This window comes from Curtobacterium subtropicum, from assembly GCF_030362975.1.
GTDB classification, from domain to species: Bacteria; Actinomycetota; Actinomycetes; order Actinomycetales; family Microbacteriaceae; genus Curtobacterium; species Curtobacterium subtropicum.
Genome location: NZ_JAUCMM010000003.1, coordinates 37,084 through 62,688, shown reverse-complemented (window position 1 = coordinate 62,688; position 25,605 = coordinate 37,084). Strand labels below are relative to the sequence as shown.

Below are 25,605 nucleotides of genomic sequence, written 5' to 3'. Positions count from 1 at the left end.
TGTGCACAGTGTGGATAACTCTGTGCATCCCGCTTCTCCACAGGGAACTACACACGTGTGAGTTGTGAGTCGCGTGTTGACGGCGTCTGGATGAACAAATCTCATCTATCCGCTTCCATCCCCAGTCTCCACAGGTGGGGTCAGAACTGTGAACAACAGGACCGCGTGTCATCCACAGTTATCCACAGGCTTTCCACACTGGGGGAAACTCGGCGCGTGGAACCGTCTCAGATGGTGGATGCGTCCCGGAGCGGGCCGATCCGCGGTCGGCTGACGGTCTGTTCCGGTGCACGACGACGGACGGGAGGCACGGTGCCGTCCCGCACCGCGCCTCCCGTCCGTCAGCTGGTGGCGTCCTCGTCAGCTGCTCGCTCCGGTGTCAGCGGTAGCGGCGGTCCTGCTTGATGCGGCTGGTCAGCTCGGTGACCTGGTTGTAGATCGACCGACGCTCCTTCATCAGCTCGGTGATCTTCTTGTTCGCGTACATGACCGTCGTGTGGTCGCGGTTGCCGAACAGTTGCCCGATCTTCGGCAGCGACAGGCTCGTCATCTCGCGGCACAGGTACATGGCGATCTGCCTGGCTGTCGCGATCGCCTGTGACCGGGAGGACCCGTAGAGGTCGTCGACCGAGAGCTTGAAGTACTCCGCGGTGTGGTTGATGATGTCCGTCGGCGCGATCACGTTGTCGTCGTCGAGGGTGATCAGGTCCTTGAGGACCGTCTGTACCAGGGCCATGTCCACGGCCGTCCGGTTCAGGCTGGCGAACGCCGTGACGCGGATGAGCGTCCCCTCGAGCTCGCGGATGTTGCTCGACACCTTCGACGCCATGAACTCGAGGATGTCGTCGGGCACCTGCAGGTGGTCGGACTGCGCCTTCTTCCGCAGGATCGCGATGCGCGTCTCGAGGTCCGGTGCCTGCACGTCCGTGATCAGGCCCCACTCGAACCGCGAGCGCATCCGGTCCTCGAAGCCGGTCAGGTGCTTCGGTGCGACGTCCGACGTGATCACGACCTGCTTGTTGTGGTCGTGCAGCGTGTTGAACGTGTGGAAGAAGGCCTCCTGCGTGGAGTCCTTCCCCTGGAGGAACTGGATGTCGTCGATCAGCAGGATGTCGATGTCGCGGTAGCGCTGCTGGAACTGGTTCGACCGGTTGTTGGCGATCGAGTTGATGAAGTCGTTGGTGAACTCCTCGCTCGACACGTAGCGGACGCGGATGCCCGGGTACAGGCTCTCGGCGTAGTGGCCGATCGCGTGCAGCAGGTGCGTCTTGCCGAGGCCCGAGTCGCCGTAGATGAAGAGCGGGTTGTACGCCTTCGCCGGCGCCTCGGCCACGGCGACCGCGGCGGCGTGGGCGAAGCGGTTCGACGAGCCGATGACGAAGTTGTCGAAGTTGTACTTCGGGTTGAGCCGCGATTCCGGGCGACCTCCGGTGCCCGGGGAGTCGATCTGGCTCGGCACGAACGGCGCCTCGATGTACTGCCGGGGTGCTGCGCTCTGCTCCACCGGTGCCTGCACGGGCTCGGCGTACTCGGGGACGTGGCTGGCGACGACCGGGTCGACCCGCGGCTCGGACGCCATGTCGGGGTTGACCGTGATGGCGAAGTTCGCGACCGAGTCGTCACCCACTCGCGAGACGGCCTCGGTGATGGGGACCCGGATCCGCTGCTCGAGCATGCCGCGCGTCAGGTCGTTCGGCACCTCGAGGTAGAGGGTGCCGGCGAGCACGCCCTTCGGCTCGACCAGGTTGAGGAAGCCGTGCAGCTGCGGGGTGATGCGGTCGTCCTCGGAGAGGAGGCCCAGGACGGAGGACCAGAGGTCCTCGACGGGGTCGGCCGGCATCGTCATTCGCGCTGGTCTCCTGGTCTGGTGTCGGTGTGCTGGTGTCGGGCGTGGCCGGACACCGGTCCACCTGGTGGGCGGTCGGTGCGCGCCGAGCCGTGTCGGCGCGGACGGTTCCACGGGGCCGGACCGCTGTTCCCCGGGGTGGTGATCCACAGAGTTGTCCACAGTCCTGTCCACGGCGGTCCGGCTGCGGACGCTGAGGTGACTCCCCCGTCGCTCCGCGGGACGGGCCGATCGATCCCACCACTGTAAAGGGTCCGACCGAGTCGTACCGAACGCACGTTTTCCCCAATGTGGATGATGATCGTGCGGATGCTCCGGCCGACCCCGGTCCTCGGCACCGTTTGACCTCGCCGCCCCTGTCACGTACCGTTAACCAGTTGACTGCGGCCATTCGGTCGCGCCCATCGTGTCGTTCGGCCTCGTCGAGCGGCTGTCCAGACATACGTGTCGGCTCGCGCTGAGCCCGTCCTCGAGCGCAGCCGTGTGGAGATCATCATGAGCAAGCGCACCTTCCAGCCGAACAACCGTCGTCGCGCCAAGAAGCACGGCTTCCGCGCCCGCATGCGCACCCGTGCCGGCCGCGCCATCCTCGCCGCGCGCCGCAGCAAGGGCCGCACCGAGCTCAGCGCCTGATCGGGCTGCGCCCCTCGGGGCAGCGTCTGATCCGGTCCCGAATCGGAACCCGGTAGCGATCGTGTTGGCCCGCGCCAACCGCATCGTCCGCGGTGACGACTACCGGTCCGTCGTGCGTCGTGGTCGCAGGAGCGCCACGGCGCACGTCGTCGTATCCGTGGTCCGACGCCCCGCTGGCGGCACGCCCCGGGGCACGGGCGGCCCGGACGTCGTCGCGCCCGGTCCGGACGATCCGACCCGCTTCGGGTTCATCGTCGCGAAGACGGTCGGGAACGCCGTCGTTCGCAACACGATCCGTCGTCGTCTCAAGGCCATCGCCCACGAGCTGCTGACCGAGGTGCCGACCGGCCACGACGTGGTCATCAGGGCCTTGCCAGCCGCGGCGCAGGCCGGATGGCCTACCCTGCTCGGAGACGTCTCGCGCTCCTTCGCGCGCGGGGTGGAGAAGGCAGCATGAACCGCATCCAGTGGACCCGGCTGGCGTTGAACCGACTGGCCTGGGTCGTCGCGTTGCTCCCACGCAACGTGTGCGTCGTCGTGCTGCGCGCCTACCGCGCGGTCATCTCTCCCCTGTACGGGAACGTCTGCCGCTACCACCCGTCGTGCTCACGGTACGCGCTCGAGGCCATCCAGCAGTACGGCGTCGTGCGCGGGTCGGCGATGGGGGCCTGGCGGATCGCGCGGTGCAACCCGTGGGCCGCAGGCGGGATCGACGACGTGCGCGAGCGTGATCGTCCCTACCGCCTGACCCGGTTCGGGTTCGTGCTCCCTCCGTCCCAGCTGCACCCCCAGTCGTCCGGCGATGTCCGTCGTCCGGTCCTGCTCCCCCAGCGCACTCGAAAGGCGTGACCGTCCTCATGGACTTCATCGGAACGATCCTCTGGCCACTGAAGTGGGTGGTCTCGGCGATCCTCGTGGCCTTCCACTGGATCTTCGAGTCCCTCGGTATGGACCCGTCGGCCGGCATCACGTGGGTGCTGTCGATCATCTTCCTGACCTTCGTGGTCCGGGCCGCGCTCATCCCGATCTTCGTCCGGCAGATCAAGTCGCAGCGCCGGATGCTCGAGGTCGCGCCGCAGCTGAAGAAGATCCAGGACAAGTACAAGGGCAAGAAGGACCAGTTCTCGCGTGAGGCCATGAGCCGCGAGACCATGGCGCTCTACAAGGAAACCGGGACGAACCCGCTGAGCTCCTGCCTGCCGCTGCTCATCCAGATGCCGATCTTCTTCTCGCTGTACTCGGTGCTGCACGAGGCACAGATCAACAAGACGGGCATCGGCCTGCTCACGAACACCCTCGCGCAGGACTTCGGCAACGCCGCCCTGTTCGGCGCCCCCCTGCACGAGACCTTCACGAACGCCTCCGGGTGGGAGGTCCGCGTCATCGCCGGCTTCATGATCGTCGTGATGACCGCGTCGCAGTTCGTCACCCAGCTGCAGCTCGTGGCGAAGAACATGTCGCCGGAGACCAAGGCGTCGCCGATGTACCGCCAGCAGAAGATGATGCTGTACATCCTCCCGCTCGTCTTCGTGATCTCGGGCCTCAGCTTCCCCCTCGGCGTCATGTTCTACTGGCTCGCCTCGAACATCTGGACGATGGCGCAGCAGTACTTCGTGATCCGCAGCATGCCGACCCCGGGTTCCGAGGCTGCGCTCGCCCGTGAGGCACGCCTCGCCAAGAAGGCCCAGCGCCGCGGCACCCCGGTGCTCGCCGAGGCCGGTGCCGGCTCGGCCGCGGTCGAGGTCGAGCCCGTCCGCGTGACCACGCAGCGCCAGCAGCCCGTCGGCAAGAACCGCTCCAAGAAGAACGGGAAGAAGTAAGTGACCGAGCAGGACACCGCCCCCACCGTCGATGCCCCCGTGGAGACGGACGACGCCCGCGACGAAGCGGACATCGCTGCGGACTACATCGAGGAGCTCCTCGACATCTGCGACCTCGACGGGGACATCGAGATCGAGGAACGTGCCGGGCGGGTGTACCTGTCCGTGAGCGACGAGGGCGGTGCGCTGCGGGTGCTGTCGAAGCCGGAGACGGTGTCGGCCCTGCAGGAGCTCACCCGGATCGCCGTCCAGGCGGAGACGGGCGAGTTCAGCCGGCTCATCCTGGACATCGGCGGTTCGCGCGACGCCAGGGCCACCGAGCTCCAGCGTCTCGTCGACACCGCTGTCGAGCGCATCGAGGCCGGATCGTCCTCTGCTGCGCTGCCCCCGATGTCGTCGTACGAGCGCAAGCTCGTGCACGACCTGGTCGCTGAGAAGGGCTTCCACTCGGAGTCCGAGGGCGAGGGACGAGACCGCCACACGGTCGTCACGCGATGACGGACGACGTCGCGCCGGTCCTGGAACAGGAGCCGGCGGCCGCCGCGGACCTCTTCGGGGACCGGATCGAGCTCGCGCGGTCCTTCACCGGGGAGCTCGCCCGCCGGGGCGAGGAACTCGGCCTGATCGGCCCGCTCGAGCTACCGCGGCTTTGGACACGACACATCCTCAACTCTGCACTGCTGGCTCCCCTCCTGGAGGCTGAGGGTCGCGTTGCCGACGTCGGGTCCGGTGCCGGGCTGCCCGGTCTCGTGCTCGCGATCGCCCGTCCGGACGTCGCCTTCACGCTCATCGAGCCCATGGAGCGGCGCTGTGACTGGCTGAATGCCGAGTCCGAGCGACTCGGACTCGAGAACGTCACGGTCCTGCGTGGACGAGCGGAGGACGTCGCTGATGCAGTCGTGGTCGACCAGGTCACCGCACGTGCCGTGAGCGCGCTCTCGAAGCTCATCCCGCTCACCGTTCCACTGGTGCGATCGGGCGGCCAGCTCATCCTGATGAAGGGTGCGCGGGTTGACGAGGAGATCGAGAAGGCTCGGAAGGTGATCCTGCGGAAGCGCCTGACGGACGTCGAGGTGCTCGAGCTCGGAGTCGGTGTGGTCGAGGAGACCACGCGAGTCTTCCGGGCTACAGTTGACTGACGCCGCGGCTGGGTCCGGCTCCGCCGGACGCTGAACGCCCGAAGTTCCACGTGGAACACTGACCCGGGGAAGAGGTCTTCGTTGAGTTCATCGACCGACTACGACGCGTCGACGCCCCTGGCCCGCGAGATCGCGGATCTCAACCGACGACGTCGCGCGATCGCCACGCAGCAGTTCCCGCTTCCGGAGACGACTCGCGTCTTCACGGTGTCCAACCAGAAGGGTGGGGTCGGCAAGACGACCACCACGGTGAACCTCGCGGCCGCGCTCGCGCACGGCGGTGCCCGGGTGCTGGTCATCGACCTCGACCCGCAGGGCAATGCCTCGACGGCACTCGGGGTCGAGCATCAGGCCGAGGTGACGAGCGTCTACGACGTGATCGTCGACGAGGCGCCGATCGCCGATGCCGTGCAGCGCTCCCCCGAGTCGGAGACGCTCTGGTGCGTACCAGCAACCATCCACCTCGCCGGCGCGGAGATCGAGCTCGTCTCCCTGGTCGCCCGCGAGCAGCGGCTGCGGACGGCGCTCGACCAGTACCTGTCGTCACTCGACGAGCCGTACCACTACGTCTTCATCGACTGCCCGCCATCGCTCGGCCTCCTGACGATCAACGCGTTCGTCGCTGCGCAAGAGGTCTTGATCCCGATCCAGACCGAGTACTACGCACTCGAGGGCCTCAGCCAGCTCCTCCGGAACATCGAGTTGATCGAGCGGCACCTGAACCCGAACCTCCGCGTGTCAACGATCCTGCTCACGATGTTCGACGGACGAACCAACCTGTCGAACCAGGTCGCAGCGGATGTCCGCGAGCACTTCGGGGACCAGGTACTGAAGGCCGTGATCCCCCGATCGGTGCGCGTCAGTGAAGCACCGAGTTACGGCCAGAGCGTCGTGTCGTACGACGTCAACTCGTCAGGGTCGCTCTCCTACCTGGAGGCGGCCGCCGAGATCGCAGCACGAGGAGCGCAGGACTGATGGCACCCAAGCGAACCGGCCTCGGGCGAGGCATCGGCGCCCTGATTCCCACCGCATCGGACCAGCAGGACCGCCCGGTCGATGTGTTCTTTCCGACCGGTGGATCCCCGGCATCGGCACCGTCGGCTGGCGGGGCGACCGCCGAGGAGCTGGTCGCGGTGCCGGGTGCTCGACTCGCGAACCTCAACCCGCTCGACGTGGTGCCGAACGCGCAGCAGCCGCGGAAAGAGTTCCGCGAGGAGGAGCTGCAGGAACTCGTCCACTCGATCCGCGAGATCGGCGTCCTGCAGCCGATCGTCGTGCGCCCGATCGTGGGTGCCTCCGGTTCTGCACCGCAGTACGAGCTCATCATGGGTGAGCGACGACTCCGTGCCACGAAGGAACTCGGTCTCGCGACGATCCCGGCGATCGTCAAGGACACCCCCGATGACGCGATGCTGCGGGACGCACTGCTCGAGAACCTGCACCGCGCCCAGTTGAACCCGCTGGAAGAGGCATCGGCGTACCAGCAGCTCCTCGCCGACTTCGGGATCACGCAGGAGCAGCTCGCGCAGCGCATTGGTCGCTCGCGCCCGCAGATCACGAACACGATCCGGCTGCTCCGCCTGCCCTCCCCCGTGCAGCGCCGTGTTGCCGCCGGTGTGCTGTCGGCTGGACATGCGCGGGCGATCCTCGCGGCGCCCGATGCTGAGGCGATGGAGTACCTGGCCGAGAAGATCGTCAACGAGGACCTATCGGTGCGCGCTGCCGAGGCCATCGCGCAGCAGCTCGCGGCGAAGACTCCGGTGAAGCCGAAGGCGGAGCCGTCGAAGCGACAGGCGCACTTCAACGACCTCGCCGAGCGCATCGGTGACCGACTCAACACGCGCGTGAAGATCGCCGTCGGTACCCGCAAGAGTTCTGTGACGATCGACTTCGCGAACGGCGACGACCTGAACCGGATCCTCGGCGAGCTCGGCATCAGCGACGTCACCGACTGAGCCTCGCGCTGCCACCAGCGCAAGCGCTGAGCTGACCCGACGGCTCGGGTAGAACCGCAGAGAGGCGCTCCGAGCCCTGTGTGGCGTTCTGACGGCCTGTCCGCGTCTGCTGAGCCCGATCTCCGGCAGGGTGTCTCCTGAGGCGACACGAGGGCTCTGGTGGGCTCTGATGCCCGTTGTGGTCTCAGAGGGCCACTTGGGAACTGGGTGTGTGGCACTCGCGGCGTCGTTCCACGTGGAACATCCGACTCTCTGGTCTGGTCGCCACGATGACGGCGGCCCCTGACCGGCCTCAGCGGCGCGCTCGGCCTTGTCGCCACGGCTCATCAGGCCCTGATGGTCGGCGCTCCCGTCGTCTGCGGCGCCAGCGTGCTGAGCGGGGAGCTCGGAGCTGCGAGCGGACGGCTTTCCCGGACGAGCGCGCATGCAATCGACCGGGTACGACTCCCGCTTCGTGACGAGGCTCGGCGACGAGTGACACCGATCGCAGAACTAACCGTGACGGGTGTCTGGGCGAGGCGGTCGCTGCGCCCGGCCAGTCGCGAGTCCTCGGCTGGGGTGTATTGCGCGCTGATCGGGCGACAACGGTCGTTGTATTCTTCCGGTCCACCATCCGAGCGGTGCTGTCGCTGGGCTCCCGCCCGAGGCTACGGGCCGAGCGGGCGCAACGCGATGGTCCGGCCATCGCGACTGCTCGGGGCCCGAACACGGGCGATCCCGGGCGCATCACGCTCGCGCATGGAAGCATCAGGCGCCGGAGGGACGTGTTCCACGTGAAACGCGTCGTGCGGCGGCGAGCTTCCAAAGCCCGACCGAGGCGAACACGGGCTTGAGCAAGATCATCTCTCCGAGCCGGTAGTCGTCGGCGGGCACGAGCCGGCGCGCGAGTTGCGGATCCTGGCGCCGGAGGTAGGCACGGGCCTTCGCGGCGTGGAGACCGTTGGAGCAGAGGGCGATCATTGCCTGGTCACCGAGGAGCTTCCGTGCATTCACGATGTTCTCCCACGTCGAGACGCTCTCGCGGTCGTAGCGGATCTCACCGAGCCACCCGTTCGCACGCAGTGCTGCAGCGAGCAAGTCGGATTCGGGACGCACGCCCCGGACAGCCCCTCCGCAGCAGACGACGGTGACAGTCGTTCCGGTCGACGCCAGGCGCAGCGCTGTCCGGGCCCCGATCCGAGCCCTCCAGCGGTTCACGGCGTTGGGGCGATCCCCCCGATTGGCGAAGCCGAGGACGATGACGCTTGCGGTCGGGCTCCGATGCGGAGCATCTGCGTCCCCCCAGTGCTGCGGTTTCCCACCGAGCTCTGCTCGTGCCTGCGCTGATGCCCGTGCATGCACCGCCTCACCGAAGGTGAGTGTGGCGAGCGCGGCCAAACCCACCAGAGCAACAACGAAGGGCAGTGTTCCACGTGGAACACTGCCCTTCGCGGTCATGATCAGGCGCGGTGGTCGCGGATCGCCTGCTCCGCCAGCTCGGCGTAGGTCCATCCGAGGTCGAATCCGGATGCGCTGAGGGCCTGCGGCACGAGTGAGGTCTCGGTCAGCCCGGGCAGGACGTTCGCCTCGAGGAACCAGGGCGTGCCAGCGCCGTCCACGATCAGGTCGACGCGCGAGAGATGGCGGAGACCGAGTGCGGTGTGGGCTGCGACTGCGGCGTTCGCTGCTGCACGACCGAACTCGTCGGAGAGCCGAGCGGGGGTGAAGAAGGTCGTCTCCCCCGCGTTGTAGCGCGCCTCGAAGCCGTACGTCCCGCTCTTCGGGACGATCTCGACCGCGGCGAGTGCGACGGGGCCGTCACCGGTGTCGATGATGCCGACGGCCACCTCGGTCCCGCGGATGAGCTGCTCGACGATGACGTCATCGCAGTAGGTGTACGCCGACACCATCGCGCGGGGCAGCTCGTGTGGGTCCTCGACGAGCGTCACGCCCTGGGCGCTCCCGCCTCGCGCAGGCTTCACGGCGAGCGGGACCGGGTGCTCAGTGGCGATCGCGTCGAGTACCCCGACAGCACCGAGCTCGCGGAAGACGTCGTGCGACAGCGTGACCGATCGCGGGGTCCGCACACCGGCGCGCGCGACCAGCGCGGACGAGGTGGGCTTGTCCCAGGCGAGCCGAGCCGACGTGGAACGTGAGCCGACGAACGGGATGTCGAGAGCCTCCAGAACGCCCCGGAGTGCGCCGTCCTCACCCGACGCACCGTGCAGTGCCGGCCAGACGACGTCGGGCCGGGATTCGCGGAGTGCGGGCAGGAGGGAGGCGTCGGCGTCCCGGAGGTCGACCTGCCAGCCGTAGCCCGTCAGGGAGTCGGCGACACGTCGACCCGATCGGAGCGAGACGTCGCGCTCGTGGGAGATCCCTCCCGCGACGACGACGACATGACGACGGGTGAGCTCGGCCATGCGAGGGTCCTCCGGGTGGAACGGGCGGTGAAAGTGCTGGTCAGGAGATGTTCGGCGGCGGTGCCACCACGGTGGACCGCGGCTCGGTCACCGCGCTCGGCCGCGTCGAGTGCCCGAAGGTCTCGAGCAGCTCGAGTTCGTCGTTGATGACCGTCGCGAGGCGCTTGACCCCGACCCGGATCTGGTCCGGTGTCGGGTAGCAGAACGACAGGCGGATGTTGCCCCCGCCTCGGCCGTCCGCGTAGAACGCGGTTCCCGGCGTGTAGGCGACCAGCTCCTTCACGGCACGCGGCAGCATGCCCTTCGAGTCGAGCGAGTCCGGCAGCGTGAGCCAGACGAAGAAGCCGCCGTTCGGCTTCGTCCACGTCAGGTCGGGCAGGAACTCCCCCAACGCGGCCATCATGGCGTCCCTGCGCTCCGCGTAGAGGCCTCGGAAGGTGTCGACCTGGCCCTTCCAGTCTGCGGCGTCCAGGTAGGCGTTCACGACGTACTGGCCGAACGAGTTGGGCGCGAGGACGGCCGACTCGTTCGCCAGGACGAGCTTCTCGCGGATGGCGTGCGGAGCGAGCGCCCATCCGACCCGGAAACCCGGGGCGAGGGTCTTCGAGAAGGACCCGAGGTAGACGACGCCCTCGTCGTCGATCGAACGGATCGCCTGCGGAGCCGGTTCGTCGAACCAGAGCAGACCGTAGGGGTTGTCCTCGAGCACGAGGATGCCGTTCGACCGGCAGATGTCGAGGACCTCGATGCGGCGCTCACGGCTCATCGTGACGCCGGCCGGGTTGTGGAAGTTCGGGATCGTGTAGAGGAACTTGATCCGCTTGCCCTGTGTCCGCAGGTTCGCGATCGCCTCGCGGAGTGCCTCGGGGACCAGGCCGTGCTCGTCGGTGGTCACGTGGACGGTCTCCGCCTGGTACGAGCGGAAGACGCCGATGGCGCCGACGTACGAGGGCGACTCGGCGAGCACGACGTCGCCCGGGTCGATGAACAGTCGCGTGACGAGGTCCAGCGCGTGCTGCGACCCGGTGGTGACGACGACGTCCTCGGCACTGGCACGGATGCCCTCGAGGCTCATCACGTCGACGATGTGCTCGCGCAGGGACCGGAGACCCTGGCCGCCACCGTACTGCAGCGCCATGGCGGCGTCCTCGGTCATCACCCGGTCGATCGACCCGGTGACGAGCTCGCGCGGCAGCGCCGAGACGTAGGGCATGCCACCGGCGAGCGAGACCACCTCGGGCCGCGAGGCCACGGCGAACAGGGCTCGGACCTCGGAGGCGCTCAGCCCGGCGGTGCGCTGGGCGTAGGAGTCGTACCAGGGGTCGAGGCTGTTGCCGTTCGTCATCGTGTGCTCCGTTCAGTGGGACATTCCCGCCACACTACGACATCGCCTGCCGGATCTCCGGTGGGAGACGGGGCCGATCCTGAAGCTGTGGCCCGCCGGCGTCCAGCTGGCACTCCCCCTGCACGACGACGGCCCCGCTCTCCGGGGAGAGCGGGGCCGCCTGGGTCGTACGGGATGCCTACGCCAGGAACTCGGCGAGGTCGGCCTCCAGGGCCGGCTTCGGCTTCGCGCCGATGACGGTCTTGACGACCTCGCCGCCCTTGAACACCTTCATCGCCGGGATCGACGTGATCTGGTAGTTCATGGCCGACTGCGGGTTGTCGTCGACGTTGAGCTTGACGATCTCGATCTTGTCGGCGTGCTCCGCGGCGATCTGGTCGAGGATCGGGGAGACGGCACGGCACGGGCCGCACCACTCGGCCCAGAAGTCGACGAGGATGGTCTTGTCGGACTTGAGGACCTCGTCCGAGAAGGTGGCGTCGGTGACGGCCTTTGCGTTGGACATGTGTACTCCTTCGAGAAGTTCAGTTGGTGCAACGGCTGGGCCGCTGCGGTATTCCGGTCCGGGTCAGGCCCGTGCGGCCTCGACGTCGATGATCGCCGGACCCTCGGGCGTGACGCCCTCGGCCTGGTCGACGAGCGCGTCGTCGAGGTCGGCGAGGTACTTCTCCGCGTCCAGGGCGGCGACGGTGCCGGAACCGGCCGCCGTGATCGCCTGGCGGTAGGTCGGGTCGATGACGTCACCCGCGGCGAAGACACCCGGCAGGTTGGTGCGCGACGAGCGACCCTGGACCGCGATGGTGCCCTCGGGCGAGAGGTCGATCTGACCGTGGATCAGGTGCGTGCGCGGGTCGTTGCCGATCGCGATGAAGAGCCCGTCGAGCTGGAGCGAGGATTCCTCACCGGTGATGGTGTCGCGCAGGGTGACGCCCTCGACCGCGGAGTCCCCCGTGATCCCGGTGACCTCCTTGTTCCATGCGAACTCGATCTTCGGGTCGTTCATCGCACGGTCCTGCATGATCTTCGACGCCCGCAGGGTGTCCTTGCGGTGGATGACCGTCACCTTGTCGGCGAAGCGGGTGAGGAACGTGGCCTCCTCCATCGCGGAGTCGCCACCGCCGACGACGGCGATGTTCTTCTGGCGGAAGAAGAAGCCGTCGCAGGTCGCGCACCAGCTGACACCGTGGCCGGAGAGGCGCTCCTCGTCGGCGAGGCCGAGGTGCCGGTACGCCGACCCGGTCGCGTAGATGACCGCGAGGGCCTCGTACGTCTCACCGGAGCCGACGGTGACCTTCTTGACCTCGCCGGTCAGGTCGACCGAGACGGCGTCGTCGTACAGGACCTCGGCACCGAACTTCTCGGCCTGCTCCTGCATCTTGATCATGAGGTCCGGACCCTGGATCCCCTCGGGGAAGCCCGGGAAGTTCTCGACCTCGGTGGTCTTGGTGAGCTCGCCGCCGGTCTCGACGCTCGACGCGACGATCAGGGGCTTGAGCTCCGCGCGCGCGGCGTAGATGCCGGCGGTGAACCCGGCGGGACCGGAACCGATGATGATGAGCTGGCGCATGTGCCTCGCTGCCCTTCCGTTGAGTGCTGACCGGGTCAACACATGGTACCGGCGGGACATTCCGCGCCACCGGGGAGCGGACAGCCGGTGCGCTGACGCTCCGTGAGCGGACCGACCGCGAGCGGCCGAGCCGTGAGCGGACCGTCGGTGGTCAGCGTCCCAGTCGCGCGCGCAGGAGCTTCACGGCGTTCGCGATCTCGCCGTTCTTCGCGACGACCAGGGCGCCGAAGTACACGAGCGCCATCACCGCACCGCTCAGCACGATGGTGATGAACGCGCCCGTCCGGTCGGACATGGCGAAGCCGTCCTGGCCGAAGGCGCCGAGCGCGGACACCACCACCGCCCCGGCGACCCCGGCGATGAGCGCGGCGATGACGAACTGCACGTGGGAGCGAGTGACGTTGGCTCCCTCGATGCCGTTCAGGCGACGACGGACGAGGACGAGCGCCACGATCGTCTGCGCGGTCCCCGCCAGCGTCGTGCACGCTGCGATCGAGACACCGACGATGCTCTGCGGGAACGTCGCGACGGCGAGGGCCCCGATGACGAACAGCACCGACTGCACGCACTGCATGAGGAACGGGGTCCGGTGGTCGTGCATCGCCCAGAACACCCGCTGGATGATGAAGAGCATGCTGAACAGCACCAGACCGGGCATGTAGGCGAGCAGCACCGCGCCGATGGAGAGCGCCTGCTCGAAGGTGCCGGCGAACATGCGCCCGAACGGCACGGACACCACGATCAGCGCCACCGACGCGAACACCGTGAACAGTCCGACGATCCGCAGGGACAGCGACAGGTTGCGCCGGACGGCGTCCAGGTCGCCCCGCTCGGCGTCGTGGCTCATCCGCGTGAAGTACGCCGTCGCGATCGACACCGCGAAGATCGAGTGCGGCAGCATGAAGAGCAGCCACGCGTTCTGCAGGACCGCGTTGCCCGCGGCGCCCGTGCCGAGCGATGCGACGCGCGACTGCACGATGCCCGCGAGCTGCGTCACGAGGATCATCGCGAAGAGCCAGCCGGCGGCCGTGCCGGTCGCCTTCAGCCCCACGCCGCGCCACCGGAAGTCCGGACGGAACGTCAGTCCCGCACGCTGCCAGAAGAACGGCAGGAACGCGGCCTGGGCCAGCACACCGAGGGAGGCACTGCCGGCGAGGACGGCGATCTTCAGGGGGGTCCAGGAGTCGACCGAGGAGTTGACCGCCTGGTCGCCGAACATCGCGATGAACACGACGAGGCCGGCGATCGCGATGACGTTGTTGATGAGCGGTGCCCAGGTGAACGGACCGAAGACCTGCTTGGCGTTCAAGACCTCGCCGAGCAGCGAGTACAGCGCGTAGAAGAGGATCTGGGGGAGGCACCAGAACGCGAACGCGACCGCGAGGTCGGTCTGCGCCGGCGAGAAGCCCTTGCCGTCGCCCGTGGCCTGCTGGCTGTACAGCCAGACGAGGAACGGTGCCAGGACCGTGGCGACGATCGTGATGACGACGAACACGGTGGCGCCGAGCGTCACGATCTTGTTGACGTACGCCGTCCCGCCGTCGCGGCTCTGCTGCATCGACCGCACGATCTGCGGGATGAGCACCGCGGAGAGCAGGCCACCTGCGATGAGCGCGTAGATGTTGTTCGGCAGCTGGTTCGCCAGGGCGAAGGCGTCGGCGCCCGGCGAGTGCGCCTGGCCGATCGCGTACGCCAGCACGAAGGTCTTGCCGAAGCCGAGGACCCGCGAGAGCATCGTGCCCGCCGCGAGCATCGCGCTCGCTCGTCCGAGGTTCCGCTCGGCCGCGGGCTCCGCGTCGACGGCGGGCTGCTGCTGCGTGCTGATGGTCGGCTCCTCTGCATCGGGCACGGTCTCGTCCTGGTCTGGACGGCCGGCCGGGAGGCGCAGCTCGCCCCCGTCACGGACGGTCGCGCCCGCAGGGCGCGCGCCGTCCTGCTGTGGTGCCCCGGACTCGTCCGGTGCGACGTGCGCGGGACCGGACACGGCGGCGGTGTCGGCCGCCGCTGCGCCGACCATCGCGGCGGCGGGGGCCGCCTGCGCGACGCCGGACGAGCCTCCAGGCCAGGCGGCGGGAGCACCGGGCGCAGCGGGCTGGACCGCGAGCGGACGGTTCGGGTCGTCGTCCTCGTCGTCGTCGAGGTCGCCGTTGCGGCGTCGGTTGCGCTTCCGGATGCTGCGGACGATGCCGAAGCCGAAGAGCGCGACGAGTCCGATCGCGGCCACCGCGGTGATCACCGTCTCCCACTGCGCCTGCACGTTGAGCTCGACGGTGGTGGGCTGCGACACGGTGACCCCGGTCGGCGTGGTCAGGGACATCGTCAGGCTGACCTTGCCGTTCGCGACCGACCGGACCGGGATCGTCGTGCGGGCCGAGGACTGTGGCTGGAGCTTCACCTCGACGTCGTTCCGCACGACCTGCAGCGCCGAGCTCGACGGCCGGACGTTGAGCAGGACGGTGATCGGGTAGTCCGTGCGGTTGCGCACCGAGACGGGCAACGACGTACGGTCCCCGAGGAGCGTGAGCGAGCTCGAGTCGGGGATGCTGACCTGGTCGGTGGTCTGCGTCCAGGTCCGGACCTGCTTGTCGACGGCGGTGGTCAGCGCCTCGGGGTCGTCGCGCCAGGCGTTCGATGCCAGGGCGAGCAGGCGCAGTCGTGCCGGCGCGGTGACGGTTGCGGGGTCGTCGACGGCGGATGCGAAGGCGGTGAGTCCCCGCTCGCTCTCGACCAGTCGGCGCAGCCGGTCGAGGCGCTCCGACCCGTCGTCCGCGGAGGCCAGCGTGAGGGACCCGGCGGTGGCCTTCGCCGCGGTCGACAGGTCCGAAGGAGCGACCCACGGGGTGTCCTCGAGCGCGTCGAGGGCGCTGCTCAGCATCGTCGAGTCGGTGGGCCACTCACGACCGAGGGTCAGGAGCACGGGGCTCTGCGCACTGCCGGAGCGGGCTGCGGCCGCGAGGGTCGCGGTCAGCTCGGCCATCGCCGTGTCGTGGTCGCGCTGGTCGGTGGCGGTCGCCGCCTCGCGGAGCAGCGCCGACGTGCCCTGGTCGGCGACGAGCACCTTCTGGTCGCCGATGCGCTCCGAGGCCGCGACGGTGGTGTCCGCGCCGGCCGAGGTGTTGCCGCTCGCGACGATGGTCGTGTCGACGCCGGCCTTCGCGAGGGCGGGCAGGTCGTCCGTGGTCAGGGTGTCCTCGACGGGCCAGGCGACCCCGTCGAGCGCGTAGGGGAAGTCGAGCAGGCTGGCCGTCGTCGGCAGTGTCGGGGTCGTGCCCGTCGCCTGGTCCTGGCCCGTGCCGTCCTGGCCGGTGCCGTCCTGTGCTCCGTCGTCCGGTGCGCCGACGGTCGTGTCGTCCGTGGGGGTCGGGGTCGTACCCGGTGTCTCGTCGGGGGTGGCGCCGGCGGAGGCCGTCGGCGTCGCGGTGGCGGTGCCGGTGGCCGTCGGGGTCGCGGTCGGGGTGCCGGCACCGGGGAAGTTCTGCTCCTCGACCGCCTGGTCGAGCGAGATCACGCCGGGGATGCCGTCCGCACCCGCCTGACGGAGCCCGGTCACGTCGGCGTCGGCGTACGACAGCGCGAAGGTCTCGTTGCGGAGCCCCTCGAGCCGGTCGAGCCAGGTGCGCGCGCTCGAGGGGGCGTTCTCGCCGAGCAGCCGGATCGAGGCGATGATCCGTGGGTCCACCCCGACGGCGACGTTGTGGTCCACAGCGGCGTCGAGCTGCTGTGTGAGGGTGCCGTCCACCGAGGTGGCCGCCGCGAGGTCGGAGGCGCCGATGACGCCGTCGGCGGTGGCGGGGAGGGTGATCGGCATCGCGACCGAGACACCGACCGGGGTCTGCTGGAAGTCCGGGTACCAGGTGATCGCGGACCGGGCGACGGCGGAGGTGTCGCCGGCGGTGTACTCGGCGGCGATGCGTCGGGCACCGAACGACGAGTACCCGCCGAGACCGACGTTGCCCGGGACGATGGTCACCGTCTGCGTGACCGAACGGTGCGCCGGGACCGCCGGGACGTCCGCTGTGTCCATCGGGGCACCGAGGTAACCGGTCGTGCTGGTGTCGGCCAGCCAGTCGGAGAGGACGTCCCGCGTACTCTCGGAGCGGAAGATGTCGAGCTCGACCGAGCCGGCGGGGACCTCGGTGTCCGTGTCGTTCGTCACCGTGACCGTGACCTGCAGGTCCTCGTCGCGCCGGACGATCCCGCGGCCGGCCGGCGCGATCGAGACCGTGGTCCTCCCCTGGTCGGCAGCGGCCGGAGCAGCGGTGCGGGTCGTGGTGCGGTCGATCGTCGCGGCGTGCGCCGGGTCCGGACCTGCGGGCGTGACGACGAGGCCGATGGCGACGAGGGCCGTGGCAGCGGCGGCGAGCGTGGAGCGGAGGATGTGCATACAGGAGGGCCCGAGGGTCGGTTCCGGCCGAGCACGAGTGTACGAGGGGCGGACGGGGACGATCCCGTGCGCGCGGGACGTGTGGAGAACTCGGTGCCCCGATCTGGGAGGATGAGGTCCGTCATGCAGTCCGTTGCCCAGGCCGTCGAACGACTCGACGCACTCGCAGCCACCGAGCCCGTCGCCGTCCTCGCTCGGGCGTTCGCCGATGCCGGACACGAGCTGGCCCTGGTCGGCGGCCCCGTCCGTGACGCGTTCCTCGGCCGACCCGTCACCGACCTCGACTTCACGACCGACGCCCGCCCGGACGACGTCCTGCGCATCGTCGAGCCGATCGCGAGCGCGACGTGGGACGTCGGTCGGCAGTTCGGCACCATCGCCGCCCGGGTCGCCGGGGAGCAGGTCGAGATCACGACCTACCGCAGCGACGTGTACGACGGCGAGACCCGCAAGCCCGAGGTGGCGTTCGGCGACACGATCGAGGACGACCTGCTCCGCCGGGACTTCACCGTGAACGCCATGGCGCTCCGGCTCCCCCAGCGCGAGCTCGTCGACGTGCACGGCGGCGTCGAGGACCTGCTCGCCGGCCGACTGCACACCCCGCAGGCGGCACCCGTGTCGTTCCGCGACGACCCACTCCGCATGATGCGTGCCGCACGCTTCACCGCCCAGCTCGGCTTCACGGTGTCCGACGAGGTCCGGGCCGCGATGACGGAGCTCGCGGACTCGATCGACATCGTGTCCGCCGAGCGGGTGCGCGACGAGCTCGTCAAGCTCCTGGACACCTCCGAGCCGGTCCCCGGTGTCCGCCTGCTCGTCGACACCGGGCTCGCCGAGCGCTTCCTGCCCGAGCTCCCCGCGATGCGCCTGGAGATCGACGAGCACCACCACCACAAGGACGTGTACGAGCACTCGCTGACGGTGCTGTCCCAGGCGATCGGGTACGAGGCCGAGCGGCACCCGGGCGAGGTCCCGGACACGGTGCTCCGGCTCGCGGCGCTCCTGCACGACATCGGCAAGCCGGCGACCCGGAAGCTCGAGCCCGGCGGTGCCGTGAGCTTCCACCACCACGACCTGGTCGGCGCGAAGCTGGCGAAGAAGCGGCTGCGGGCGCTCCGGTTCGACAACGACACCATCGCCGCGGTCGCCCGCCTCATCGAGCTGCACCTGCGGTTCTTCGGCTACACCGAGGGCGCCTGGACCGACTCGGCCGTCCGCCGCTACGTCCGCGACGCCGGACCGCTGCTCGAGCGCCTGCACGAGCTCACCCGCTCGGACGTCACGACGCGGAACCGTCGCAAGGCCGACCGCCTCGGCTTCGCCTACGACGACCTCGAGGACCGCATCACGGCCCTCGCTGAGCAGGAGGAGCTGGAGGCGATCCGTCCGGACCTGACGGGCGACGACATCATGCGCATCCTCGACATCCCGCCGGGGCGTGCCGTGGGCGAGGCCTACCGGCACCTGCTCGAGGTCCGCATGGACGAGGGTCCCCTCGGTGCCGACGAGGCCGAGCAGCGCCTGCGCTCCTGGTGGGCCGAGCGCGACGAGACCGCCTGAGCGTGCCGGAACCTGGTTCCGGACACGGAACCGGGAGGAACCACGATGCTCTGTCCGGAACCTGGTTCCGCGGACTGGGGCCGACGCGACCGCCTGCCGTGCCGGAGCCGCTCTCCACAGCCGGTGGCGCGCCTCCAGGCCGTGGGCTAAGCTGTTCGGGTTGTCCTCGCGCATCTGCGCGGCCGGACACATGCATCAACCCTCCTGCTCCGGGAACCGCCCGGAGCCGCCGAGACCAAAGGAGGTGGGTTCCGCATGCACCAGTACGAACTGATGGCGATCCTCGACCCCGAGATCGACGAGCGCACCGTCGCTCCCAGCCTGGACAAGTTCCTCGCGGTCATCCGCAACGACGGTGGCACCGTCGACAACGTGGACGTCTGGGGCCGTCGTCGCCTGGCCTACGAGATCGCGAAGAAGTCCGAGGGCATCTACGCCGTCGTCGACTTCACCTCGACCCCCGAGGCCGCCAAGGAGCTCGACCGTCAGCTCGGTCTCTCCGAGGCCGTGCTCCGCACGAAGGTCCTCCGCGCCGAAGAGGCGATCGCCCAGGTCGCCGCGCAGAAGCAGCGCGACGAGGCCCGTGCGGCCCGCAAGGCCGCCAACGCGACCGCGAGCGCCGAGTAGGTCATGGCCGGCGAAACCGTCATCACGGTGGTGGGCAACCTCACCGCGGACCCCGAGCTGCGCTACACGCAGAACGGGCTCGCGGTGGCGAACTTCACCATCGCATCCACCCCTCGCACGTTCGACCGTCAGGCGAACGAGTGGAAGGACGGCGACGCGCTGTTCCTCCGCGCGAGCGTGTGGCGCGAGTTCGCCGAGCACGTGGCGGGCTCGCTGACGAAGGGCTCGCGCGTCATCGCGCAGGGTCGTCTGCGTCAGCGCTCCTACCAGGACCGTGAGGGCCAGCAGCGCACGAGCATCGAGCTCGAGGTCGACGAGATCGGCCCGTCGCTCCGCTACGCGACCGCGCAGGTCACCCGTGCTGCGGGTGGCTCCGGCGGCGGTCGTGGCCAGGTCGGGGGCGGCAACGCTTCCGGTGGTGGCCAGGGCGGCAACGGCGGCGGCTGGAACAACAACGGCGGTCAGTCGGACGCACCGTGGTCGCCCCAGGGCGGCCAGCAGGGCGGCAACGCACAGTCGAACGACGTGTGGAGCCAGCCCGGCGGTTCGTACGACGACGAGACCCCGTTCTGATCCTCAGCGGTCTGACGGACACACAACTTCTTCTTCTCTAAGGAATCACAATGGCTGGAAAGAGCACCGGCGACCGCCGGAAGCCTCGCGGTAAGGGCGGCAAGAACGCCGCTCCCGCGAAGTCGATCAAGGTCGGCGTCATCGACTACAAGGACGTCGCGACCCTTCGCAAGTTCATCTCGGAGCGTGGCAAGATCCGCGCCCGTCGCATCACCGGCGTCTCCGTCCAGGAGCAGCGCCTCATCGCCCGTGCCGTGAAGAACGCCCGTGAGATGGCGCTCCTCCCCTACGCCGGCTCCGGCCGCTGATCGGAGGACTTCCCATGTCGAAGCTCATCCTCACCCACGAGGTCTCCGGCCTCGGTTCCGCCGGTGACGTCGTCGACGTCAAGAACGGCTACGCCCGCAACTACCTCATCCCCCAGGGCTTCGCCGTCGCGTGGTCCAAGGGCGGCGAGAAGCAGGTCGAGTCGATCCGTGCGGCCCGTGCCGCTCGCGAGCTCGCCACCATCGAAGAGGCCCAGGACCTCAAGATGAAGCTCGAGAACGCGACCATCAAGCTGACCGTCAAGGCCGGCAAGGACGGCCGCCTGTTCGGCTCGGTCCGCCCGGCGGACGTCGCCGACGCGGTCCAGGCGCAGGGCGTCGGTTCGCTGGACAAGCGCAAGGTCGAGGTCCCCGCGACCATCAAGACCGTCGGTGACCACGAGGCCACCGTGCGTCTGCGCGAGGACATCACCGCGGTGATCTCGCTCCAGGTCGTCGCCGCCAAGTAAGCAGCGTCACCACCGTCGAAGGGCGGGTCTCCTCCGGGAGGCCCGCCCTTCGTCGTGCGCGCCGATCGCGTCCCGCAGGGGGCCGCGACACACGTCGGTGCGGGTGTGCGACGGACGTTCACGTCCGTCGCGACGGCGCGAACTCCCGGTGAACAACGCCCGAACACCCCCGTCCGGGGGGCAACGGGTCGGTACGGTCGTCCCGGCTTCCGGTACCGGAGGCGTACCACCTCGACACCAGGAGCACGACATGCCCAACTTGAACGTCACCTACGGCGAGATGCAGGACGCCGCGACCCGACTCGTGAACGGTGAGCAGGACATCACCTCGAAGCTGCGGGAGCTGAAGGCGCTCGTGGACTCGCTGATCAGCGGCGGCTACGTGACGGACCAGTCCTCGGTCGCGTTCGGGAGCTCGTACCAGGAGTTCAACGACGGTGCCACGAAGACCATCGAGGGTCTCGAGGGCATGTCGATGTACCTGAACAAGGCGGCCGAGGCGCTGCAGCAAACCGACCAGGAACTCGCGAACGCCATCAAGTAGCGCGCGACACCGGACGGCCGGTCCACGACCGCTCCGGACGACGGGCGGCCCACTGCGGGCCGCCCGTCCCACCTTCCACCGGCACACCAGCGCATCGGCGCATCGGCACGGGCAGCGATCGGGAGCACCCATGGCAGACCTCATCATCACCAAGGCCGTCCTCGAGGACTCGGCCACGAAGCTCCAGCACATCTCGGACGAGCTGGAGCACCAGAAGTCCGACGACCGTGCCCTGACCGAGGTCTACGGCCAGCACGACGTGCAGCGGGCGATGCACGACTTCTCCGGCGACTGGAAGATCCACCGCAACAAGATGAAGGGTGCCGTGAAGGACCTGCACGACAAGATGCAGAAGTCCGTCGAGAACTGGTCGGCGCTCGAGCACGACCTGGCGGAGAAGCTCACGACCGAGCGCACGGACACGGGTCACACCGACGGGACGGCCGCCTGATGCCCGCCCGCGGAGGGAACTGGTCGCTCGTCGGCGAGGCCTCGGACCCGATCGTCGCCGACACGCAGGTGGTCCACGAGCTGGTCGACTACTACCGGTCGATCGCCGACGAGATCCGCACCGAGGCGGACGTGCTGAAGCGCATCGGCGAGGGCGACGAGTCGCAGTTCAAGGGCGAGTCCGCCGATGCCGTGCGGAAGAAGAGCGGCGAGGTCGCCGCCTCGCTGCAGAAGATGTCCGGCCGCTACGACGCGATCCGGGACGCGCTGACCGGGTACCTGCCGTCGCTCGAGACCGCACTCGACGAGTCCGCCGCAGCGTTGCGTGAGGCCGAGGACGCGTCGGCAGCGGGGTCGCGGGCCGCGAGCATGGTGGACCCGTCGCAGGGTCGGGCGCAGGACGCCCCGCCCCTGACCGCGGACGAGCAGGGGGCCGTCGACGCGAAGCACCGGGCGACAGAGGACGCGCGGGCGGGAGCGGACGCGGCGACCGCGAAGCTCCGACGGGCCGTCGACACCCTGAACGGTGCCGGCCGTCAGGCTGCGTCGACGATCCGCGCCGCCTGGGACGACGGCCTGCACGACACCCTCGGCGACAAGATCAAGGCGTTCTTCTCGAAGCTGCTCAAGATCCTGGTGAAGATCTTCACCTACATCGGCATCGCCCTGGCCGCGCTCGCGATCCTGATCCCCGGTGTGGGCATCCTGACCTTCATGGCTGCCGTGGCGGCGTCGGTGACCCTCGTCGCGAACATCACGCTCGCGAGCATGGGCGAGGGCTCGTGGCTCGACGTGATCACGTCGGCGGTCGGCCTGGTGCTCGTCGGTGTCGGCGGGGCGCTGACGAAGGCGGTCTCGACGCTCAAGACGGCGGGGCTGGCGAAGGGGTTCGCCGGGTTCCAGAAGACGTCGCTGGACAAGATCAGGAACCTGCAGGACCTGCGTTCCGCGCAGATCACGAAGGCACTCGGCGCCCGGAGCGCGAGCGAGTACTCCGCGGCGCGGACCGAGGTGCAGGACCTCAGCAAGCAGATCGCGACGGTGAAGGAGACCTTCGCGGCCGCGAGGACCAAGAACGTCCTCGACGGCTTCAAGGAGAAGCCGAACTGGTGGCGGCCGAACCGGGCGCTCTGGAACGAGGACAAGGCGAAGGTCCTCGACGTCTTCGGCAAGGACGGCAAGGGCTGGCAGTGGGAGCGCCTGTTCAGCGTCGACCGGCAGTTCGAGATGACGAAGATGCAGAAGGAGATGTGGTCGAAGTACGGCGTGCAGATCGCGGCGTCGCCGACGTGGCACACCTGGGCGGCCGGCGGGCGTGTGGTCACGAGCTGGGTCAACACGTTCGTGTACGGCCAGGGGATCAAGCCGACGGGCTGGGGCGCCGACCAGGAACGCGTGCCCGGCTACAAGGAGGTCTCGGGCGCCCTCACCACGCCGTGAGCCGCGCCGATCGGTCCGCACTCCGGGGGACACCGGTCCGATCGGCGCACCGCGACACGCCGGTACCCGGCACGACCTCGCACCCGCTGGCATGTGAATACCGCTCGGTACCGAGCCCGACGGGGCGCCGATGTACTGGAATGTGCACATCACTGTGCAGGCCTCCGGGTGGACCGCGTCGAGAAATGTACCCCCCGAGATCGTTCCGCCCTGGAATAACGTTCCCGGTGTCCCTCGACCGGGGGGCGCGACGAACGACAGGAGCAGGCCATGCCCAACTTGAACGTGACCTACGGCGAGATGCAGGACGCCGCGACCCGACTCGTGAACGGTGAGCAGGACATCACCTCGAAGCTGCGGGAGCTGAAGGCGCTCGTGGACTCGCTGATCAGCGGCGGCTACGTGACGGACCAGTCCTCGGTCGCGTTCGGGAGCTCGTACCAGGAGTTCAACGACGGTGCCACGAAGACCATCGAGGGTCTCGAGGGCATGTCGATGTACCTGAACAAGGCGGCCGAGGCGCTGCAGCAGACCGACCAGGAACTCGCGAACGCCATCAAGTAGCGCGCTCCCCGCGCCCCGGTCGACGCTGCCGTCAGCGACGTCGGTCGGGGCGCGTCCCGTTCCCGTCCCGTCCCCTCGGAGGTACCCGTGTCCGATCTCGTGATCAGCCAGGAGCTCAGCGACAGCGCCGCGAAGGTGCACGCCATCAACGACGAGCTCGAACACCAGAAGTCCGACGACGACCAGTACCACGGTGTCTTCGGCGAGTCGCACCTGCAGGACGCCTTCTCGCACTTCAGCAAGGACTGGAAGCTCCACCGCGAGAAGATCCGCAAGAACGTCGACAAGCTCGACAAGAACCTGCAGAACTCGGTCGACACGTGGCGTGATCTGCAGCAGCAGCTGACCGACGGCCTGCAGTCGCACGAGGAGTCCGCCTGATGGCCGGGCGCGCAGGTGACTGGGCCGCCCTCGACGAGCCGGGTGACCCGATCACGACGCAGCCGGCGAAGGTGCTCGAGCTCGCGGCGTACTACCGCGACATGGCGGAGTCGATGGAGACCACCGCCGCGACCCTCGAGAAGGTCGGCAGCGGCGACGAGTCCGTCGGCAAGGGCGAGGCCGTCGACGCCGTCCGCAAGCGGGCGAAGGACGTCGCCGGGTCCCTGAAGCAGATGACCGGGCGCTACCGATCGGCGGGCGAGGCCCTGACCGGCTTCGCCGCCGCGGTCGGCGACGAGAGCGACCGTGCGGCCGGCACCGTGATGGGGACCTCGTGGCAGGCGCTGCAGGACGCGATCGCCGCGAAGGGCGACCTCGGGTCGGCCCAGGGACTCGCCGACCCCGTCGCCGATGCGAAGGCCGGCGGGAAGGAACCGACGCCGGAGGACACCGCCGACAGCCAGAAGCGCGACGACCGGATCTCCGGCGCCGAGGCGGCGGTCGCGGCTGCCAAGCGGAAGCTGCAGGACGCCCGCGAACAGCTGAACGCCGCGGGGCGGACGGCCGCGAGCACCATGCGGGACGGCTGGCACGACGGCCTGCACGACTCCGGCTGGTACAAGTTCATCCACATGCTCATCAAGATCCTGACCATCATCGGGATCGTCCTGGCCGTGTTCGCCTTCCTGATCCCGGGCCTCGGCATCGGTGCCATCCTCGGCGCGATCTCGGCGGGGATGACCTTGATCGCGCAGGCGGCGACCTTCGCGATGGGCGAGGGCAACGTCTTCGACCTCGTCATGGCCGTCGTCGGCGTGCTGACGCTCGGACTCGGAACCGCGATCACGAAGGTCACCTCGACCGCCGTGAGCAACGGCATCAAGGCGACCAAGGGCGCGATGACCACGAAGTTCTCGTCCGCGAGCAAGGCCGCGCACAAGGCGGTCGGCGTGCGGAAGGACGAGCTGCAGGCGCTGAAGCGGGACTTCTCGAAGCTCGACAAGCGCCTCGACCGGCCCATGTCGTCGGCGCAGGCGCAGACGATCACGAAGCAGCTCGACGGGCTGCAGGCACAGATCAGCAAGGCGACGAGGGCACTGGAACGGGCTCGAGGTCGTCGCGACGCCGTCGACGTGGAGTGGATCGGAACCGAGGCGTCGTTCGCGGCGAAGTTCGCCGACAACCCGAACTGGTGGAACGTCGCGAAGATCCACAAGGTCATCGCGAACGACGCGAAGCTCGTGAAGAAGCAGTTCTGGACCGAGGCCGGCACCCGCGGCGGGCTCAAGGACTGGGGTGAGCGTTTGGGTGGCGTCGACTTCCAGTTCACCCGGGACCGCTTGAGTGACTTCGAGAAGCTGAACCGCCTGCGGTCGGGCGTGACCGCGGCGCCGTGGTACCACGCCGGTGCGAACGGGTTCATGAGCGCGTGGGGCAAGGGCAACGCGATCGCGGGCCTGGTCATCGGTCCGATCGGCATCGGTGCCGACCAGGAGCGACCGTGGACCGAGTGGGTCTCGGAGCACAAGCACCCCGTGACCGACCTGCCGACCGTGCCCGCAGCCCAGCGCTGAACCCCCCCCTTGCACCCCCGAGAGGA

The 25,605-nt window shown here is 69.0% G+C and carries 26 protein-coding genes; 19 read left to right on the top strand and 7 right to left on the bottom strand.

The window, feature by feature from the left end; genetic code table 11:
• Nucleotides 1–379 precede the first annotated feature (379 nt).
• Nucleotides 380–1,846, bottom strand: coding sequence for a chromosomal replication initiator protein DnaA (gene dnaA, locus QUG98_RS05580; RefSeq protein WP_058728337.1), 1,467 nt, complete (start codon nt 1,844–1,846; stop codon nt 380–382).
• Nucleotides 1,847–2,341: 495 nt separating this feature from the next.
• On the opposite strand from dnaA, the gene rpmH reads away from it, so the two are divergent.
• The 8 genes from rpmH (at nt 2,342) to QUG98_RS05540 (ending at nt 7,393) form a co-directional block, all read left to right on the top strand.
• Nucleotides 2,342–2,479 carry a 50S ribosomal protein L34 gene (gene rpmH / locus QUG98_RS05575; RefSeq protein ID WP_019181680.1) on the top strand — a complete coding sequence of 46 codons (138 nt, stop codon included), beginning with the start codon at nt 2,342–2,344 and terminating at the stop codon, nt 2,477–2,479.
• A 61-nt stretch (nt 2,480–2,540) separates the two neighbouring features.
• On the top strand, nt 2,541–2,936 hold the full coding sequence (gene rnpA, locus QUG98_RS05570; RefSeq protein WP_289469633.1) for a ribonuclease P protein component: 396 nt from the start codon (nt 2,541–2,543) through the stop codon (nt 2,934–2,936).
• Complete coding sequence (yidD, locus tag QUG98_RS05565; RefSeq protein ID WP_137768585.1) at nt 2,933–3,328, top strand: membrane protein insertion efficiency factor YidD; 396 nt, start codon at nt 2,933–2,935, stop codon at nt 3,326–3,328. The genes rnpA and yidD overlap by 4 nt, the downstream gene beginning before the upstream one ends.
• A gap of 8 nt (nt 3,329–3,336) precedes the next feature.
• Nucleotides 3,337–4,299 carry a membrane protein insertase YidC gene (gene yidC, locus QUG98_RS05560; RefSeq protein ID WP_137768584.1) on the top strand — a complete coding sequence of 321 codons (963 nt, stop codon included), beginning with the start codon at nt 3,337–3,339 and terminating at the stop codon, nt 4,297–4,299.
• A complete protein-coding gene (locus QUG98_RS05555; RefSeq protein ID WP_137768583.1) occupies nt 4,300–4,797 on the top strand; it encodes a Jag family protein in 498 nt (165 codons plus the stop codon).
• The gene (rsmG, locus tag QUG98_RS05550; protein ID WP_289469631.1) at nt 4,794–5,438 is read left to right on the top strand and encodes a 16S rRNA (guanine(527)-N(7))-methyltransferase RsmG; all 645 of its coding nucleotides are present in this window, start codon (nt 4,794–4,796) and stop codon (nt 5,436–5,438) included. The genes QUG98_RS05555 and rsmG overlap by 4 nt, the downstream gene beginning before the upstream one ends.
• An 81-nt stretch (nt 5,439–5,519) precedes the next feature.
• Nucleotides 5,520–6,413, top strand: a complete 894-nt coding sequence (locus QUG98_RS05545) for a ParA family protein (RefSeq protein ID WP_289469630.1) — start codon at nt 5,520–5,522, stop codon at nt 6,411–6,413.
• Complete coding sequence (locus QUG98_RS05540) at nt 6,413–7,393, top strand: ParB/RepB/Spo0J family partition protein (RefSeq protein ID WP_289469629.1); 981 nt, start codon at nt 6,413–6,415, stop codon at nt 7,391–7,393. The genes QUG98_RS05545 and QUG98_RS05540 overlap by 1 nt, the downstream gene beginning before the upstream one ends.
• Before the next feature lie 747 nt (nt 7,394–8,140).
• Here the strand turns inward: QUG98_RS05540 and QUG98_RS05535 are convergent.
• The 6 genes from QUG98_RS05535 to QUG98_RS05510 form a co-directional block, all read right to left on the bottom strand.
• A complete protein-coding gene (locus QUG98_RS05535) occupies nt 8,141–8,830 on the bottom strand; it encodes a YdcF family protein (protein WP_289469628.1) in 690 nt (229 codons plus the stop codon).
• Nucleotides 8,831–8,832: 2 nt separating this feature from the next.
• A complete protein-coding gene (locus QUG98_RS05530; RefSeq protein WP_289469626.1) occupies nt 8,833–9,795 on the bottom strand; it encodes a D-alanine--D-alanine ligase family protein in 963 nt (320 codons plus the stop codon).
• Nucleotides 9,796–9,835: 40 nt separating this feature from the next.
• Entirely contained in the window at nt 9,836–11,140 is a 1,305-nt protein-coding gene (locus QUG98_RS05525) for an aminotransferase-like domain-containing protein (RefSeq protein ID WP_289469625.1), read from the bottom strand.
• Between the two features lie 178 nt (nt 11,141–11,318).
• Nucleotides 11,319–11,645: a thioredoxin gene (gene trxA / locus QUG98_RS05520; protein WP_022832611.1), complete on the bottom strand. Its 327-nt coding sequence runs from the start codon at nt 11,643–11,645 to the stop codon at nt 11,319–11,321.
• 63 nt (nt 11,646–11,708) lie between these two features.
• Nucleotides 11,709–12,707 (bottom strand): thioredoxin-disulfide reductase, encoded by a 999-nt coding sequence (gene trxB, locus QUG98_RS05515; RefSeq protein ID WP_289469624.1) that lies wholly within the window; start codon nt 12,705–12,707, stop codon nt 11,709–11,711.
• Between the two features lie 151 nt (nt 12,708–12,858).
• Complete coding sequence (locus QUG98_RS05510; protein ID WP_289469623.1) at nt 12,859–17,091, bottom strand: DUF6049 family protein; 4,233 nt, start codon at nt 17,089–17,091, stop codon at nt 12,859–12,861.
• Nucleotides 17,092–17,214: 123 nt separating this feature from the next.
• Between QUG98_RS05510 and QUG98_RS05505 the strand changes: the two genes are divergently transcribed.
• From QUG98_RS05505 to QUG98_RS05455, 11 genes are all read left to right on the top strand, one after another.
• Nucleotides 17,215–18,651 (top strand): CCA tRNA nucleotidyltransferase, encoded by a 1,437-nt coding sequence (locus tag QUG98_RS05505; RefSeq protein WP_289469621.1) that lies wholly within the window; start codon nt 17,215–17,217, stop codon nt 18,649–18,651.
• A gap of 255 nt (nt 18,652–18,906) precedes the next feature.
• Complete coding sequence (rpsF, locus tag QUG98_RS05500) at nt 18,907–19,278, top strand: 30S ribosomal protein S6 (RefSeq protein ID WP_058728349.1); 372 nt, start codon at nt 18,907–18,909, stop codon at nt 19,276–19,278.
• A 3-nt stretch (nt 19,279–19,281) separates the two neighbouring features.
• Complete coding sequence (locus tag QUG98_RS05495; RefSeq protein WP_137768573.1) at nt 19,282–19,851, top strand: single-stranded DNA-binding protein; 570 nt, start codon at nt 19,282–19,284, stop codon at nt 19,849–19,851.
• Nucleotides 19,852–19,901: 50 nt separating this feature from the next.
• Nucleotides 19,902–20,159, top strand: coding sequence for a 30S ribosomal protein S18 (gene rpsR, locus QUG98_RS05490; RefSeq protein WP_017887834.1), 258 nt, complete (start codon nt 19,902–19,904; stop codon nt 20,157–20,159).
• Between the two features lie 14 nt (nt 20,160–20,173).
• Nucleotides 20,174–20,626 (top strand): 50S ribosomal protein L9, encoded by a 453-nt coding sequence (rplI, locus tag QUG98_RS05485; RefSeq protein ID WP_058728351.1) that lies wholly within the window; start codon nt 20,174–20,176, stop codon nt 20,624–20,626.
• Nucleotides 20,627–20,876: 250 nt separating this feature from the next.
• Nucleotides 20,877–21,170, top strand: coding sequence for a WXG100 family type VII secretion target (locus tag QUG98_RS05480; RefSeq protein ID WP_058748771.1), 294 nt, complete (start codon nt 20,877–20,879; stop codon nt 21,168–21,170).
• Between the two features lie 130 nt (nt 21,171–21,300).
• Nucleotides 21,301–21,621, top strand: a complete 321-nt coding sequence (locus tag QUG98_RS05475; protein ID WP_289469620.1) for a hypothetical protein — start codon at nt 21,301–21,303, stop codon at nt 21,619–21,621.
• Nucleotides 21,621–23,060: a hypothetical protein gene (locus tag QUG98_RS05470; protein ID WP_289469619.1), complete on the top strand. Its 1,440-nt coding sequence runs from the start codon at nt 21,621–21,623 to the stop codon at nt 23,058–23,060. The genes QUG98_RS05475 and QUG98_RS05470 overlap by 1 nt, the downstream gene beginning before the upstream one ends.
• Nucleotides 23,061–23,330: 270 nt before the next feature.
• Complete coding sequence (locus QUG98_RS05465; RefSeq protein ID WP_058748771.1) at nt 23,331–23,624, top strand: WXG100 family type VII secretion target; 294 nt, start codon at nt 23,331–23,333, stop codon at nt 23,622–23,624.
• 87 nt (nt 23,625–23,711) lie between these two features.
• On the top strand, nt 23,712–24,005 hold the full coding sequence (locus QUG98_RS05460; protein WP_137768570.1) for a hypothetical protein: 294 nt from the start codon (nt 23,712–23,714) through the stop codon (nt 24,003–24,005).
• A complete protein-coding gene (locus tag QUG98_RS05455; RefSeq protein ID WP_289469618.1) occupies nt 24,005–25,579 on the top strand; it encodes a hypothetical protein in 1,575 nt (524 codons plus the stop codon). The genes QUG98_RS05460 and QUG98_RS05455 overlap by 1 nt, the downstream gene beginning before the upstream one ends.
• Nucleotides 25,580–25,605: the final 26 nt, after the last annotated feature.

Excerpts from the sequence above, each read along its gene's own strand:
- QUG98_RS05540 (WP_289469629.1), top strand. The coding sequence starts at position 6,413 with ATGGCACCCAAGCGAACCGGCCTCGGGCGAGGCATCGGCGCCCTGATT.
- QUG98_RS05475 (WP_289469620.1), top strand. The coding sequence starts at position 21,301 with ATGGCAGACCTCATCATCACCAAGGCCGTCCTCGAGGACTCGGCCACG.
- QUG98_RS05510 (WP_289469623.1), bottom strand. The coding sequence starts at position 17,091 with ATGCACATCCTCCGCTCCACGCTCGCCGCCGCTGCCACGGCCCTCGTC.
- QUG98_RS05530 (WP_289469626.1), bottom strand. The coding sequence starts at position 9,795 with ATGGCCGAGCTCACCCGTCGTCATGTCGTCGTCGTCGCGGGAGGGATC.
- yidC (WP_137768584.1), top strand. The coding sequence starts at position 3,337 with ATGGACTTCATCGGAACGATCCTCTGGCCACTGAAGTGGGTGGTCTCG.
- QUG98_RS05465 (WP_058748771.1), top strand. The coding sequence starts at position 23,331 with ATGCCCAACTTGAACGTGACCTACGGCGAGATGCAGGACGCCGCGACC.
- rpmH (WP_019181680.1), top strand. The coding sequence starts at position 2,342 with ATGAGCAAGCGCACCTTCCAGCCGAACAACCGTCGTCGCGCCAAGAAG.
- rpsF (WP_058728349.1), top strand. The coding sequence starts at position 18,907 with ATGCACCAGTACGAACTGATGGCGATCCTCGACCCCGAGATCGACGAG.
- QUG98_RS05480 (WP_058748771.1), top strand. The coding sequence starts at position 20,877 with ATGCCCAACTTGAACGTCACCTACGGCGAGATGCAGGACGCCGCGACC.
- rplI (WP_058728351.1), top strand. The coding sequence starts at position 20,174 with ATGTCGAAGCTCATCCTCACCCACGAGGTCTCCGGCCTCGGTTCCGCC.
- rsmG (WP_289469631.1), top strand. The coding sequence starts at position 4,794 with ATGACGGACGACGTCGCGCCGGTCCTGGAACAGGAGCCGGCGGCCGCC.
- QUG98_RS05525 (WP_289469625.1), bottom strand. The coding sequence starts at position 11,140 with ATGACGAACGGCAACAGCCTCGACCCCTGGTACGACTCCTACGCCCAG.
- QUG98_RS05470 (WP_289469619.1), top strand. The coding sequence starts at position 21,621 with ATGCCCGCCCGCGGAGGGAACTGGTCGCTCGTCGGCGAGGCCTCGGAC.
- QUG98_RS05535 (WP_289469628.1), bottom strand. The coding sequence starts at position 8,830 with ATGACCGCGAAGGGCAGTGTTCCACGTGGAACACTGCCCTTCGTTGTT.
- yidD (WP_137768585.1), top strand. The coding sequence starts at position 2,933 with ATGAACCGCATCCAGTGGACCCGGCTGGCGTTGAACCGACTGGCCTGG.
- QUG98_RS05455 (WP_289469618.1), top strand. The coding sequence starts at position 24,005 with ATGGCCGGGCGCGCAGGTGACTGGGCCGCCCTCGACGAGCCGGGTGAC.
- rpsR (WP_017887834.1), top strand. The coding sequence starts at position 19,902 with ATGGCTGGAAAGAGCACCGGCGACCGCCGGAAGCCTCGCGGTAAGGGC.
- QUG98_RS05495 (WP_137768573.1), top strand. The coding sequence starts at position 19,282 with ATGGCCGGCGAAACCGTCATCACGGTGGTGGGCAACCTCACCGCGGAC.
- trxB (WP_289469624.1), bottom strand. The coding sequence starts at position 12,707 with ATGCGCCAGCTCATCATCATCGGTTCCGGTCCCGCCGGGTTCACCGCC.
- dnaA (WP_058728337.1), bottom strand. The coding sequence starts at position 1,846 with ATGACGATGCCGGCCGACCCCGTCGAGGACCTCTGGTCCTCCGTCCTG.
- QUG98_RS05505 (WP_289469621.1), top strand. The coding sequence starts at position 17,215 with ATGCAGTCCGTTGCCCAGGCCGTCGAACGACTCGACGCACTCGCAGCC.
- trxA (WP_022832611.1), bottom strand. The coding sequence starts at position 11,645 with ATGTCCAACGCAAAGGCCGTCACCGACGCCACCTTCTCGGACGAGGTC.